Annotated in this window: 14 protein-coding genes; 9 read left to right on the top strand and 5 right to left on the bottom strand. The window is 45.8% G+C overall.

Going from position 1 to position 14,377, the window contains the following annotated elements; translation table 11 throughout:
- Window positions 1-4 precede the first annotated feature (4 nt).
- The 7 genes from AC4IE8_RS17530 (at window position 5) to AC4IE8_RS17560 (ending at window position 7,232) form a co-directional block, all read left to right on the top strand.
- Entirely contained in the window at window positions 5-655 is a 651-nt protein-coding gene (locus AC4IE8_RS17530; RefSeq protein WP_490791579.1) for a hypothetical protein, read from the top strand.
- A 107-nt stretch (window positions 656-762) separates the two neighbouring features.
- Window positions 763-1,332, top strand: a complete 570-nt coding sequence (locus tag AC4IE8_RS17535) for a hypothetical protein (RefSeq protein ID WP_490791580.1) — start codon at window positions 763-765, stop codon at window positions 1,330-1,332.
- A gap of 11 nt (window positions 1,333-1,343) precedes the next feature.
- Window positions 1,344-1,700, top strand: coding sequence for a hypothetical protein (locus AC4IE8_RS17540; RefSeq protein ID WP_490791581.1), 357 nt, complete (start codon window positions 1,344-1,346; stop codon window positions 1,698-1,700).
- 2 nt (window positions 1,701-1,702) lie between these two features.
- The gene (locus AC4IE8_RS17545; RefSeq protein WP_490791582.1) at window positions 1,703-4,438 is read left to right on the top strand and encodes a hypothetical protein; all 2,736 of its coding nucleotides are present in this window, start codon (window positions 1,703-1,705) and stop codon (window positions 4,436-4,438) included.
- Between the two features lie 239 nt (window positions 4,439-4,677).
- Window positions 4,678-6,129: a LamG domain-containing protein gene (locus AC4IE8_RS17550; protein WP_490791583.1), complete on the top strand. Its 1,452-nt coding sequence runs from the start codon at window positions 4,678-4,680 to the stop codon at window positions 6,127-6,129.
- 134 nt (window positions 6,130-6,263) lie between these two features.
- Window positions 6,264-6,758 carry a hypothetical protein gene (locus AC4IE8_RS17555; protein WP_490791584.1) on the top strand — a complete coding sequence of 165 codons (495 nt, stop codon included), beginning with the start codon at window positions 6,264-6,266 and terminating at the stop codon, window positions 6,756-6,758.
- A gap of 216 nt (window positions 6,759-6,974) precedes the next feature.
- A complete protein-coding gene (locus AC4IE8_RS17560) occupies window positions 6,975-7,232 on the top strand; it encodes a CRISPR-associated endonuclease Cas1 (RefSeq protein WP_490791591.1) in 258 nt (85 codons plus the stop codon).
- Between the two features lie 185 nt (window positions 7,233-7,417).
- On the opposite strand, the gene AC4IE8_RS17565 is transcribed toward AC4IE8_RS17560, so the two are convergent.
- The 4 genes from AC4IE8_RS17565 to AC4IE8_RS17580 all read right to left on the bottom strand — a co-directional run bounded on the left by AC4IE8_RS17565 (window position 7,418) and on the right by AC4IE8_RS17580 (window position 11,448).
- On the bottom strand, window positions 7,418-7,921 hold the full coding sequence (locus tag AC4IE8_RS17565) for a hypothetical protein (RefSeq protein WP_490791585.1): 504 nt from the start codon (window positions 7,919-7,921) through the stop codon (window positions 7,418-7,420).
- 199 nt (window positions 7,922-8,120) lie between these two features.
- Window positions 8,121-8,480 carry a hypothetical protein gene (locus AC4IE8_RS17570; RefSeq protein WP_490791586.1) on the bottom strand — a complete coding sequence of 120 codons (360 nt, stop codon included), beginning with the start codon at window positions 8,478-8,480 and terminating at the stop codon, window positions 8,121-8,123.
- Window positions 8,481-9,229: 749 nt separating this feature from the next.
- A complete protein-coding gene (gene gorA / locus AC4IE8_RS17575; protein ID WP_490791587.1) occupies window positions 9,230-10,621 on the bottom strand; it encodes a glutathione-disulfide reductase in 1,392 nt (463 codons plus the stop codon).
- A 77-nt stretch (window positions 10,622-10,698) separates the two neighbouring features.
- Window positions 10,699-11,448 carry a glutathione peroxidase gene (locus AC4IE8_RS17580; protein WP_068987496.1) on the bottom strand — a complete coding sequence of 250 codons (750 nt, stop codon included), beginning with the start codon at window positions 11,446-11,448 and terminating at the stop codon, window positions 10,699-10,701.
- Between the two features lie 332 nt (window positions 11,449-11,780).
- Between AC4IE8_RS17580 and gorA (AC4IE8_RS17585) the strand changes: the two genes are divergently transcribed.
- Window positions 11,781-13,133 carry a glutathione-disulfide reductase gene (gene gorA, locus AC4IE8_RS17585; RefSeq protein ID WP_490791588.1) on the top strand — a complete coding sequence of 451 codons (1,353 nt, stop codon included), beginning with the start codon at window positions 11,781-11,783 and terminating at the stop codon, window positions 13,131-13,133.
- 28 nt (window positions 13,134-13,161) lie between these two features.
- Entirely contained in the window at window positions 13,162-13,743 is a 582-nt protein-coding gene (locus tag AC4IE8_RS17590; RefSeq protein WP_490791589.1) for a hypothetical protein, read from the top strand.
- Between the two features lie 16 nt (window positions 13,744-13,759).
- Here the strand turns inward: AC4IE8_RS17590 and AC4IE8_RS17595 are convergent, their stop codons facing one another.
- Window positions 13,760-14,155 (bottom strand): GFA family protein, encoded by a 396-nt coding sequence (locus AC4IE8_RS17595; RefSeq protein ID WP_068987493.1) that lies wholly within the window; start codon window positions 14,153-14,155, stop codon window positions 13,760-13,762.
- Window positions 14,156-14,377: the final 222 nt, after the last annotated feature.

A 14,377-nucleotide genomic window follows, 5' to 3' on the forward strand; every position in this document is an offset into this window, starting at 1 on the left:
TAAAATGCTCTGTACACATCCTAATAACGATGCAGCTTACGAAAACCATCCACGTTATCAGGAGCTAACTGGATGGCTACCTCATACCTGGGAAGAACGTCAGACGAAGCTTCGAACTACCAGAGATGTAGAGCGATCCCATTTACTTGATGAGCTTTATTCCGGCCGACTTTGGGCGATTGGTTTCGTCACCGAGCCTGACGGGTTTGACAGGCCAACTCGTGTACCACGAGAACATTTCTTTTTTGATTTCGATAGAGATCCGCAAGACCAGCCACAGATCGACTGGAGCAAGGGAGAACTAATCAGTCCTGACATGTCCTATTTCGACATCCATGTAGTAAGACCTCCTGAGCAAGATAGTGCAAACTATGACGAGACTGGAGATCAACCATTACGAACCGACGAACAAAAAGCTCCTCCAAGCAAATCAAAAAGAGGTAGACCATCCACCGGGAATGAAATTCGCACTAAAGTCATTGAGATGTGGAATGATCCCGAGTTTCAAAAAATGTCACCCCGAATAACCCAAGCGAGAGAAGTACGAGCACGCTTGCTCGGAGAAAAAACACGTGATCAAGATGACTACATAGGCTATAGCACCTCATCTATAAAACGCATCATTGGTAAAGTGGCATCCCAGCGATCTGAATAAACTGAATAAAATGAATTTATTCAGAATTCTCAATTTAAATACTTAGAAATCAATGAGTTGATAGGCCATGCTGTAAGCATGTTTTTTTACATGCAATCAGTGTGACCATGCCTAGAGACTACAAAGCAGAATACCAACGCCGCATTACACGCGGCCTCGCCCGTGGTCTGTCCAGATCCCAGGCGAGAGGCCATCCCAAAGCCGGCGAATCTCCGATCAAACCTGTTGAAGCAGAGCCTGATCCCCGCCTGGACGAAGCTCTGCTAAGCATGAATCGGGGGCAATCCCTGACCTCGGCTGCAAGGAGTCATCACGTATCGGCAAATCGACTCTCGCGATATCTCTCCGAACAAGGCCTGGCAGAGCTAAAGGGGCGTCGCTGGATTCCTACAGATTCTCGACCTCGACAGATACAAGTCATGACGAAAGGCGTGATGAAAGTACTGACCATTGTTGGATTCAAGCAAGCCAGTCTGATTGGCGAGCATCACTATGCTGCAGGTCGCTTCGTTCGCACTAATGACATCGAATGGCTCAGCCCCTTCGAAGGCCAGTTTGTGCGCGACATTAATGGCCGCAAATACCCCTTAGAAACAGATCCCAATGCCATTCATCGAATAGCCTCGATGGATGATCCACCATTTCATGAAATTTATGAAATCACTTCAAATGCTTAGGAGAAAATAGTATGAAAAATAGATATTTAGATGCTGAAGATCGAAAAGAGCAACGTCTCAGAGCTCTCAGAACGCGCAATCCGGTTTGCGTGGAATGTGGTGAGGATAATTCAGTATGCCTGGAAGAACATCACATCGCAGGTAGAAAATACCACGAAGACACGGCAATCGTATGTAGAAACTGCCACCGAATCTTGTCGGATAAACAGCTTGATCATGCCCCACATGTGGCTCTGAAACCTGAAAGTAATATGGTTAAGATCGGTCATTATTTGCTTGGTCTCTGCGATCTACTCGCCTTACTCATCGAGACACTTCGAGAATTTGGTCATTCCCTAATCAGTGATTCTCAGTCTGAGGCGTTGTAAAAATGGACATTCTACAAACGAAAATCGCGATTCGTGCCTACAGTGAAGGCCCTGATAAGCCCCCACTAGGCTCAAGACCATTCGGAAAAGAGCATGAACCATCACCATGGACCCTAATATTTGACTGTGAAACCACAATCGACGCTGTACAACAGCTACGAGTGGGATTTTTTCAGGTTAGGAATGGTAAAGCGCTTGAAATTGAAGGCATTTTTGTCGACCCCACAACTATCTCAGAAACTGATGCTCAGCTGATCAATGACTACGCGGAATCGAAAAGTCTTACTGTTCTGACGGTTGCAGAGTTTCGTTCCAATATTTTCCTGAAATACGGATATATTCGATGTGGTATTGTGGTGGGTTTTAATCTGCCATTTGACCTTTCACGAATTGCACTGAGCCATAGTCCAGCACGACGATCAATGCGTGAAGGATTCAGTTTTGCACTCACCGAGGACAAGCAAGACCCACGAGTACGAGTCAAGCATTTAAGTCCACGTGCAGCAATCATCGATTTTGCGACACCTGGCGACCAGGATACGCCTCGAGGTATGCGTAATCGTGAATTAAGGGTACCCCCATTTCGTGGGCACTTCGTCGATGTGAAAACCCTGGCGTCGGCACTCACCAGCCGTCGATTCAATCTTCGCAGCCTTGCGGTGTACCTACAGACACCAACGCAGAAGCTCGACACCGATGAACATGGTGAAATCACAAAGGATTATCTGGATTATGCCCGAGCCGATGTACAGGTTACCTGGGAATGTTTCGACGAGCTTTCACGACGTTATGCACAGCATAAGCTCTCAAAAGGCATGGATCGAATTTTGAGCGAAGCGAGTATCGGTAAGGCCTATTTACAGGAGATGGGTGTACGACCCTTTCTAGGTTGTGATCCGTCCTTTCCACGTGAGCGGTTTGGCGAAATTATGTGTGCCTATTACGGCGGTCGAGCAGAAGTGCGAAATCGCCGTGAGATACATGAAACCTGTTATTGTGACTTCAAGTCCATGTATCCGACCGTTAACACATTGATGGGGTTATGGCCATTTGTTGTAGCAGATGGGCTGGAGACCCACGATTCAACAGCAGCGACTCGTAAATTTCTAGAGTCAGTTACGATCGAGGATCTACAAAACCCGAGCATCTGGCGAAAGCTGACAACACTGGTTTGTGTGAAACCAAAGGAGGACCTTTTTCCGGTTAGAGCAAAATATAACGAACAAACTTATACCATTGGTTTGAATTTTCTAACATCGAATGACCCAATCTGGTTTACCCTGGCAGACTGTATCGTCTCGAAGCTCTTAACGGGAAAGTGTCCAGAAATTGTACAGGCAACTACCTACGAACTAGGCCCAATCCAGAGTAATCTCAACAGCATAGACATTCTCGGAAACGACCAATACCGAATCGATCCGGCTACTGATGATCTTTTCAACCGACTGGTAGACCTGCGGGACGAGGCGAAAGAAAAGGGTGACCCAATCGAGAAAACTCTCAAGATTCTTGCCAATTCAACAAGTTATGGTATTTTTATTGAGGTCAACCGTGATAACGCACCCAAATCAGAACCAATCACCATATTTGGCCCAACGGGCGAAAAACATGAGTTAACAACCAAAGCCATAGAAGAGCCGGGCCGCTATTTCCACCCACTACTTGGTGTTCTAATCACTGGGGCAGCTCGATTAATGCTCGGTATTGCAGAGAAACTAGTGCTGGATGAGGGATTAGACTGGGCATTTTGCGATACAGACTCCCTGGCAATGATTCGTCCAGATGGGATGACGAGAAGAGACTTTCACCAGAAAGCAGATGCTGTCATAGACTGGTTTGAACCACTCAATCCCTACAGAAAACCTGGTTCGATCCTTAAGATTGAGGATGTCAATTACGCAATTGATTCAAGGAATCGTGAACCGCTCTATTGCTTTGCTATTTCTGCGAAGCGGTATGCTTTATTTAATCTTGATGCGGATGGCAATCCTATTTTAAGGAAAGCTTCAGCACATGGACTGGGACACTTAATAGATCCGTATAATGATGCACAAGCACCAGCAAATCTACTGTCACCTCAATTACCACTAACTCAGATTGGCGTGAAACGCTGGCAGCATGATTTTTGGATTAAGCTTATACAAGCCGCGCTGACTGGTAAAGCTGATCAGGTAATTCTGGATTGGCATCCAGGCCTAATGAGTCCAGCGGCATCACGCTATACTGCTTCTAGTCCTCAGATGTTGTCCTGGTTGGATAGCTGGAATGAAGGTAAAGAGTACAAAGCGCAGATCCGGCCCTTTGGATTTTTACTATCGTTTACGACTAGAACGGGTGTATTCGAACCACCAATAGATCTAAAAGCTCCATTTATTGAGAAACCTAAGCGTGGTAGGCCTAAGAAAAAATCAAATTGCAAGCCAATTGCACCTTATACGAGTGTCCCAGCAGAGGCTGTGCCAAGTGTATTTGACCGAGCCACAGGAGAGAAGATAGAACTTAAGCAGCTGAAGACTTATGCAGAGGCTCTTGCTCAGTATCATCTTAGTTGTGAGGATAAGTTTTTGAATGGACAATTTCTTGATCGTGGACGGACCGAACGACGGCACGTGATTGCATCTGGTATTGAGCTGATTGGGAAAGAGGCTAATAGGGTAGGTGCAAGTGGCGAAAGAGACCCTTTGCAGCCCCCTGTAAATGAATTTGAATGTAGTATCGATAGTATTATACTTGAGTAGCTATTGATTTTTTTTCGAATGGGATTATGACTTATCTTATTGATTAATAATGTTTTTTATAGCTCATAGTGTCAAGTCTATGGTGTAATTCTTAGTGGTTGTGTGTTGGTGGTGACTTTTGGATGTAATTATTTTTTTTCAACAGTCGTGTTTGTGCTTTGTATGTAGCTAACAGAACCCTAATCACACAAGAACCTTCTCAATTGAGTACTGTTCGAATATATCTCTCTAGACAATTTATGGAATCTGTTCAAGGCGAGTTGGAAGTGAATTTAATGCTAAAAATAATCAGCGCATTTGTATTATCCCTACTATTTGGATGTGGTGGCGGTGGAGGCAGTACAGATAACGGGGGACATGACCAAGGACCGGATACAGATCCAGGCTTGAGCGATCTTACGTTCAGCAACAACTATCTAGAGTTTGATGGTGGTATGTCCTACCTCCAAATTCCAACTAACCAGACACTGATCGTTGATAATCAACTAACCATAGAAGCTTTTATTAATATACAAGGCGTAGGTGGTGTTGGTCCAAGAGTCATGGAAGTTATTGATAGCTTTGCAATGTACTTATACCAAGAGAGGATCTGGTTTTGTCTTTATTCAACTGAGTCTGTTGGTAACCAAAATAATGGCTGGAATTGTGCTTCAACTACCGCCCCTAGCGAAAATCAATGGCATCATGTTGCAGGTGTATGGAACGGCAATCAACTCAGGCTGTATATCAATGGACAGCTCACCTCTGAAATTGATCACACAGCGTCAATATTTCATGGTGGACCAGGGGATCAAAGTTTACTCATTGGGAATGGCTGGACATTTGTAGACGGCTTCAATGGTTACATCAGTGAAGTAAGATACTCCAGCAATTCAAGATACACTGATAACTTTACTCCCGATCATAGTCATGAGATTGATGAACATACTATAGGATTATGGAAATTTGAAGAGGGTTACGGGACTCTGGCATCAGACTCTAGCGATAATCAAAATCACGGAATTCTCAATGGAGAAGTTAGTTGGGGTATAGAGGCTATTACGGTTACTATAAATTATCTTGAATTTGACGGCGGCATGTCGCACGTAAAAATCCCAACTAACCAGACACTGATTGCGGATGATCAATTAACCATAGAGGCTTTTATTAACATACAAGGCGTAGGTGGTGTTGGACCAAGAGTCATGGAAGTCATTGATAGCTTTGCAATGTACTTATACCAAGAGAGCATCTGGTTCTGTCTTTATTCAATTGAGTCTGTTGGTAACCAAAATAATGGCTGGAATTGTGCTTCAACTACCGCCCCTAGCGAAAATCAATGGCATCATGTTGCAGGTGTATGGAACGGCAATCAACTCAGGCTGTATATCAATGGACAACTCACCTCTGAAATTGACCACACAGCATCAATATTTCATGGTGGTCCAGGTGATCAAAGTTTAATCATTGGGAATGGCTGGACATTTATAGACGGCTTCAATGGCTATATAAGTGAAGTAAGATACTCCAGCTATTCAAGATACACTGATGACTTTACTCCTGATCATAGTCATGAGACTGACCAACATACTGTCGGACTGTGGAAATTTGAAGAGGGTTTGGGCACTATTGCAACGGATTCTAGTGGAAATCGAAATGATGGCACTCTAAACGGAGAGATTTACTGGGGTACCATACAAATAAACGACTAAAATTATATTAAAAAATAGATAGATTATTTAAATTTAATTATTAATATATTACTCATGCAGACATATACAACGTATTTATAGATAGTATTTAGATTTATAATTACTTACAAAAAAACTGAAATTAAAGCTTAATTATGAAATTTTCGCTAACAGCTGCTGGGCAGACAAAAAAACAAATAGATATACTGCGAAAGCAAAAAGTGTTTCAATTTATGACGGGCGAAATAAATTATCCAGAAGATGAAATAGTATTCACATTGAACCTTGATCGTGCAGGCAGGCAAGTTTCTTCGCATACACCGCTTGAATTGTTATTTCAGTATGTATCTGACACAAAACCAAAGTTGACATGGGGACTTCTTGCTGGAGTAACAACTTATGAAAATAAACTAAACAGTCGTAAGTTTGAACCATTATATAAAGAGTGCATGCCTAGGATTCAAGGTAGCATCAGTGAGCTCACATGGTTAGATGTATTATTCTTGCTTCTTATAAAGCGTATTGTTAGCCCAAGAGAGGAAGTCTGGGATATGGCCGATTACAAGATCAAGGAACTAGTAGAGCTAGATAATAATATTGAAAAGGTTATCATGCTCTTTCAGCATGGACGGGTATCACCTACTATTTAAACTAGAGTAGGTTCATTACTTAGGGAGGCTTTAGAGCGGTCGGGGAAATTAGAAAATCCTTTAAGTAGATAAGATGATGGTATACTTCATTTGCAGGATAAATCTCCACATATCATTACTCTGTTAATGGTGACCTCCCCCCCCAATTTTAACACCATGAGTTCGATGCTCAACTATGTATACGGTATATAAACAGCGCGTACACAGATTAAACTAATTTCTGATGGTTATAATCCGACAATTGGCATTATGCATGATGACAAGAAAACACAAGGAAAATATCCAGCGTTTGCGCTTGATACGATGGAGTCCATGAGACCAGTGGCAGATAGAGTGATTTTGGAACTGATAAAAACAAAAAAGTTTACGGTAGCTGATTTTTCAATGCAGCATGACGGGGTGTGCAGGCTTAATCCAGAACTTGCTCGGCGGGTTGCTCAAGTAGTGATATGCTCAATATATTTGATATTATAATAATTTCATCAGTTATTACTTAGGTAAATCAACTTAAAAATGATGATTAGGTTGATATCAAACAACCTCTAAGCCAGTATTATCCTAGTCATAATCCGAGTTTCAGTAACGTAAACTGCATATGTTAGCAGGCACTCCCCCATGGTACAGGGCTATTATCACTATAAATCGATTAATAGGTAAGCTTATTTGTTGATTATTTTATAATTAATAGACCATGAGCCACCAGACACTTTTTCCGCTATGTCTTTATCAGTGATGATTTGTCCTAATATGTCTGCCCTGTCATTTGGTGAGACATAATCACTTTCACTAGTTTCTGCCAATACAAAGTCATCTTTATCTACCAATTTGTATTTAACATAAACTCTTAGAGTATCATCCGATTTATTTTTTACTGTATATTTCCATCGCCATTCCGCTTTCTCTTCTTTGTAAAGAAGATCACCACTCTTTCTATTTGTAACTGGTTTCTCAAAATACCTTACAAACTTATAACAATCCTCAACAAATTCTAATGGAAATTGTGGATCATCAGTATCAATTCTGACCCCATGTGATGCTCGAGTAAAATGACATTCCATTGGTAGACTGCTTTTTAACACGTCAACCCAATTCTTAAAATCAAATGCTTGCGCGGATTGAGCGACTAAAAAAGCGGTAAGCCCAAGAACTAATTGTTTAAACATATCTCATAACCTGATTTATTTTTTACGCACAATCGAAACATCTCTGGTACTGATTAATTTTAGCGTAGATAACTTCATTCAACATGGTCTAATCTTATATACATTGCATGGCAAGATTATCAGTATTATTACTGCACTATTTTGGTTCAATGAAAGTGCTATTCTCTCGAGAACGTAAATTCAAAAGCTAGAAATTAAGTCAAAACTCAATTTTATGGCATGCAGCTCTAGCTAATTCAATGACTTCGTTTGTGTTTGCCTTAACGCCAGGCTGCTCTTCTTTTATTGCCATATTGAAAAGAATTGCAAATTCTTTTGCAGCTTGTTGCATTTGCCGTGCTTCAGGATATTTTTTTTCGTCAAGTTTTACTTTATTGTTTAATGCTTCTAGCCCCTCGTAATAAAGAATGTTGTAGTAAGAAGCAGCTCCTTGAGCAATGCCTTCACATTCCCATTTTTTAAAATTGTCTGCATTAGCGTTTTCATGACAAAAAAACAATACGTTAACGATTGCTACTAATAAGTATATATTTCTTATGCCCCCTCGATTATAATTCATATTAATAAAAAAACCCCTTCTAAAATTTTAAACTGTCAAAACAGCAATAGAGTAGTTGCTTTATTTCTAGTTACGCATCCATATTTAATTCGTAATTACGGATCTTCTCAATAACTCTTTCATAATCAATTGGAAACACGACTAAGTTTAACCTACCACACCTATTAGCACGCCTCCTAATTATTGATTTATTCAGTAAATCACTTATCTAGGGAAAATAATAACCATGTACCCTTATTCCTAAGCGTTAATCCACCGTAATTACCAAGCAAGAGTTCAAATACACTTCGATTGTATAGCTAATCATAGGCCCATCTCAACTGGTACCAAGTGTGTGACATGTGGATAATCACGGATTCATCCTTCATCTTTTGCCTGCCAGCAAAAATTTTGTGTTATTTTTAGCAGGATATAACTATACCCCCTCCCTTGATGGGAGAGGGGTTGGGGAGAGGGTGTACGCGAAGCGTTTCACCTGACTAAAAGATAAAAACTCATTGAGACTTCATTCTTTTCACGTTGATTTGTTATAAAGACTGAGTGCCAATTCTCCCCCTCTCCCCCGGCCCCTCTCCCGCAAGGGGAGAGGGGAGCTACTCTCTCACTATAGTTCGCACATTGATGATTGGTACCTTTTCTAACCCTCAACTTCTGTTTGATTATCTCTTTTCTTGTCACAATTCTCGATAGGCCAGGCCCTGTTAACACTAACCCCATACGTCCTGCTTACCTCATCGCATCAGCTTACACTAAGAAGCCTGTGTTATCGGATCATCCTCAACGGATTCAGCTTGTGGCACTTTCATCGTTACCAACTCCTCGGCACTGACCGGATGTATCGGGATGGTGTTATCCAGATCGGCCTTGGTCGCGCCCATCTTCACCGCCACCGCAAAACCCTGCATCATCTCATCCACATGATCGCCAATCAGATGGATACCGACCACTCGCTCCTGATCACCACTACAGATCAACTTCATTGCTGTTGTCGTATCCCTCGATGAGAGGGCGTGACGCATCGGTGTGAACTCAGTCTGATAGACCCTGACCTTCTCATGCCAGGCCCGCGCCTGAGTTTCAGTCAGACCGACCGTGGCTACCGGCGGATGCGAAAACACCACACTGGGTATATTGTCGAAATCAACCCGACTGTTCGTTTGATGATCGAACAGACGATCCGCCAGTCGACGCCCGGCAGCAATCGCAACCGGAGTCAAAGGCGTCCGGCCAGTGATATCGCCAATGGCATAGATACCGGGAATATTGGTGTTCTGGTAATCGTCTGTCACCACAATACCGTTATTGAGCATCTCAACACCGATTTCAGCAAGATTCAGTTTTGCCGTATTGGGTTTGCGTCCAACCGCCCAGATCACTTTGTCGAAACCGCATAACTGCTCACCCTGGCTTCCCTGAAGGGTAATGCCATCCTCACCTTCAATTAGAGCACTGACCTGAAAAGAGAGCTTTTGCGCCACACCCTGCTTGGCCATTTCGCTCATCAATACCTGGCTGAGCATAGGATCGAACATTTCAAGCAGACGTGATTCAAGAGCGACCAGAGTCACCTGGGAGCCCAGGGCCGAAAGTACCCCGGCAAGTTCAACACCGATATAGCCACCACCGATAACCGCCACTTTTTCAGGCTGCTCCTGCAGGGCAAAAAAACCGTCAGAGGTGATCCCGAGCTCAGCACCGGGCAGTGGCGGCACGATCGGTTGTCCACCGGTTGCAATCACAATATGATCCGCGGCATAGATCTCCCCATCGACCTCGATTTCTCCAGGACCGATCAGGCGGGCATAACCCGGCAGATGGGTCACACCAAGCTGTTCAACATAGTCATCCCAATAGCGATTGATACGCTCAACATAACTTTGTCTACCCGCGACCAGTTTCGCCCAGTTGGTTCGACCCCGCTGGGCCGTCACGCCGTAGCCTGCAGCATCATCAACCGCATGCGCCAGTTCAGCCGCCGTCCACATGACTTTTTTCGGCACACAACCGTTGTTCACGCAGGTACCACCCAACTTACCCGGGTCGACCACGGCCACACTTCTGCCATGCTGCACCGCCCGTTCAGCCACGGCCAAGCCACCACTGCCACCACCGATAGCAATCAAATCGAAATATCTGTTCATACTGCTCACCAATATCCTGCTTAGAGAATCCATCCAGCCGGAATGGCTGGATGTTGTGAATGAGACCTACTGCACCACTAGGCTGCCGATCTCTGCCGCGCTGCCAGAAACTGCTCCAGATCGTCCGAACCGCCGATGCGTTCGCCATTGATGAATATCTGGGGCACCATCGAGATACCGGCCACCGCACGCAGACTGCTTTCACTGTAGTTCCTGTTCAGTACCAGCTCTTCAAACTCAATGCCCGCATCCCGCATCAGTCCCTTGGCCCGGACACAGAAAGGACAACCCTCGCGGGTGAACAGGGTGGCATCCATTGGCTGCTGTTCATTGGGCGCAATGTAGGCCAGCATGTGATCCGCATCCGAAACCTCAAAAGGGTCTCCAGGCAGATCCGGCTCGATGAACATCTTCTCGATGACGCCATCCTTCACCAGCATCGAGTAGCGCCAGGAGCGCTCGCCAAAACCAAGCTCCTGTTTCGACACCAACATCCCCATGCCCCGGGTGAAATCACCATTACCATCAGGCAGAAAACGGATTCGGTCGGCCTGCTGTTCCAGTTTCCATTCGTTCATCACGAAGGCGTCGTTGACTGAGATACAGACCACCTCGTCAACGCCATGACGCTTGAGCAGGGGCGTCAGCTGGTTGTAACGAGGGACGTGAGTGGATGAACAGGTGGGGGTGAATGCACCGGGCAGGGCAAATACCACGACGGTTTTGCCTTTGAAAATTTCATCACTGCTGACATCCACCCACTCATGCTCACGACGGGTACGGAAAGTAACCTGAGGGACGCTCTGATTTTCACGGTTCTCTAACATCTTTATCTCCAGAAAAGTGTGGTTCGAATAAGCTTGAAGCGCACTCTACGGAAAAACCGTAAATTGATAAAATCGTATATTACAATCTATATGATAAGTTTTTCCTATCTTTAGTTTTCCCCAACTTACAACCACCCGCCTGACTGCAGGCGATCCCTATTCAAGCCGATTACAGCCAGACCAATGGACAGGGAACCGACCTGTCAGACTCTCTTGTGGGCCTGCCCAAATTGTAACAATCAGGCACTTTGACCATTTAAATCTGTCCTATGCCTGCACAAGCGCTCTATCATAGTGCGAACAGATCCATGGCCCGTAACCGAGGTAGAACAATGCGAAAAAAATATGACCTGATCGCCATCGGAGCCGGTAGTGGCGGTCTCTCAGTCGCGGAACGCGCCGCCAAATATGGTGCAAAATGCGCGGTTATCGAAGCCAAGCGAATCGGAGGCACCTGTGTGAACCTGGGGTGTGTGCCGAAAAAGGTCATGTGGTACGGAGCCGGTATCGCCCATACCCTTCACGACGCTTCAGATTACGGTTTTGAGATTGCTGTCAATGGTTTCTCCTGGGAAACCCTGAAGCGACATCGGGATGAGTATGTGGCCGGGATCAACAGCTGGTATCACACCTATCTGAAAGATTCTGAAATCGATGAGATTACCGGTTACGCCCGCTTTGTCGATCCGCACACCCTGGAGGTGAAGGGAGAACAGTTGCAGGCCGAGCACATTGTCATCGCCCCGGGCGCCTATCCGGTCGTGCCTTCGATACCGGGTGCGGAACACGGCATTACCTCAGATGGCTTTTTTGAGCTGGAAACATTGCCCCGCCGGGTAGCCGTGGTAGGCAGTGGCTATATTGCCGTGGAGATCGCCGGCCTGCTCAATGCCCTGGGCAGCGATGTCACACTGCTGTTGAGAAGAGAGCACCTGCTCAGACCCTTCGACGCCATGTTGCGGGAGTGTCTGATGGAGGAGATGGTGGACGCCGGCGTCAACATCATCACCTCTTCCCGCATCGGTGAAGTGATCAAACAGGAGGATGGGGAGCTTGAACTGATTTGTGCCGATACCGGACATCAGCTGGGCCGATTCGATCAGCTGCTGTGGGCCATCGGAAGGGCACCGGCTTCCGCCGAGATGAAACTGGAGAAGGCCGGTATTGCGACGGATGAGCAGGGCTACATCCCTACCGATGAATGGCAGAACACCAATCTGCCCGGTGTCTATGCGATCGGTGATGTCACCGGCCGGGCTCAACTGACACCGGTGGCCATCGCAGCAGGGCGACGCCTTGGTGATCGGCTGTTTGGCGGCATGCATGAGCGAAAACTCGACTATGACCTGATCCCGACCGTTGTCTTCAGTCACCCGCCAATTGCCACCGTTGGCCTGACCGAAAGTGAAGCCCGTGAGATTCATGGGGATGCCGTGAAGATCTACCAATCCAGATTTACACCGATGTATCACGCCTTCACCAAACATCAGAGCAAAATGGCGATGAAACTGGTTACGGTTGGCGCCCGAGAGAAAGTGGTCGGCTGTCATGTGATCGGTATCGGTGCCGATGAGATGCTGCAGGGCTTCGCGGTGGCTATGCGCATGGGTGCAACAAAGAAGGATTTCGACGACACCATTGCGATTCACCCAAGCGCTGCTGAAGAGTTGGTCACCATGCGCTAGGGCAACCCGGCGACTCAGGGAAGATTCAATGAGCAGAACATTCGCATCAGCACTCATCCTATCGGTTGCGATGCATTTTCTGCTGACCTGGTATCTGGGTGACAGATTGTGGCGTTACCTGTCAGAGCCGCCCTCACACGACCGACCATCCCTTATTCGGATCACCATTGAGTCACCTGTCAGGACCAGCAAGCCACACGACAACCATCAACGGGGCTTGATGCCGAAACAGCAGTGGACTCCAACTCCGACAGCGGAATCTGAACACCATAACAATACGCCACCACTCAACCAACAGCAGAACTCAGCATTAGAATCGAAAGCGTCGAAAATCACCTCTGCCAGGATTCTCTCATCATCCAAAGCGATCAGCCGCGATCTAGCCATTGACGAGGAACAAGCGGAAACCATTGAGAATAAAAACTCAGTATCGGCAATCCTCGATCAGGCGTTAAATCCAAAAAGGGAAGCACCGAATATTTCCACATTGGCCGATGGCACAACCAGAGTGGTCACTGAACAGGGTTATACCTATTGCATCAAGCCTCTGGATGACTGGAGGATCGTTGATCCACAGGATGACATGCGGGTATCGGCATTCTGCAAATAGGCCAGCGGCACATCGATCAATCGGCAAACTCATCAAACTGAAGCACATCTCCCGGATTGGTTTCCCAAGATGCTTTACTCCCCATGAATACGTGTTTCTCCACCCTTACCCCAGGCTCTCCATCGACACATCCCAGGGTAACCCAGCCGATCGCACCCTGATAGGTTCCAGCCAATGGGGAACCACATCTGCTACAGAAAAAGCTCCCCATGTCTTCGGAAGATTGATAGTGAGTCAGCAGCTCTTCGCCGCTCAGCCACGACAGCTTACCCGGTTCAATCAGTGCAAATGCGGAGGACTGGGCGCCGTTGGCCTTCCTGCACATGGAACAGTGACAGGAAGCCGCATCATGCAAGCCACCATCAACCTCATAGGTCACTTCACCACAGGCACATGAACCTCTGATTACCATCTCTATCTCCTTTTATCACTTGCCATGAACAGACTGTTCATGATGCTTTTTATGTTTGGGCCTGTTAACTTTCAATCTACCCAGCAGCTAGACTGAAAGCCCCTCTCCCTTGATGGGTGTATAGACCGGAGACATAGGTAACACATGTTCGGAGACATGGGTAACACCTGAAATAAACTGTATGACAAATTCTCAATGGGAGATGAGTCATGCCGTGGGAAG

Source organism: Candidatus Thiodiazotropha sp. AKAK2 (genome assembly GCF_058244685.1).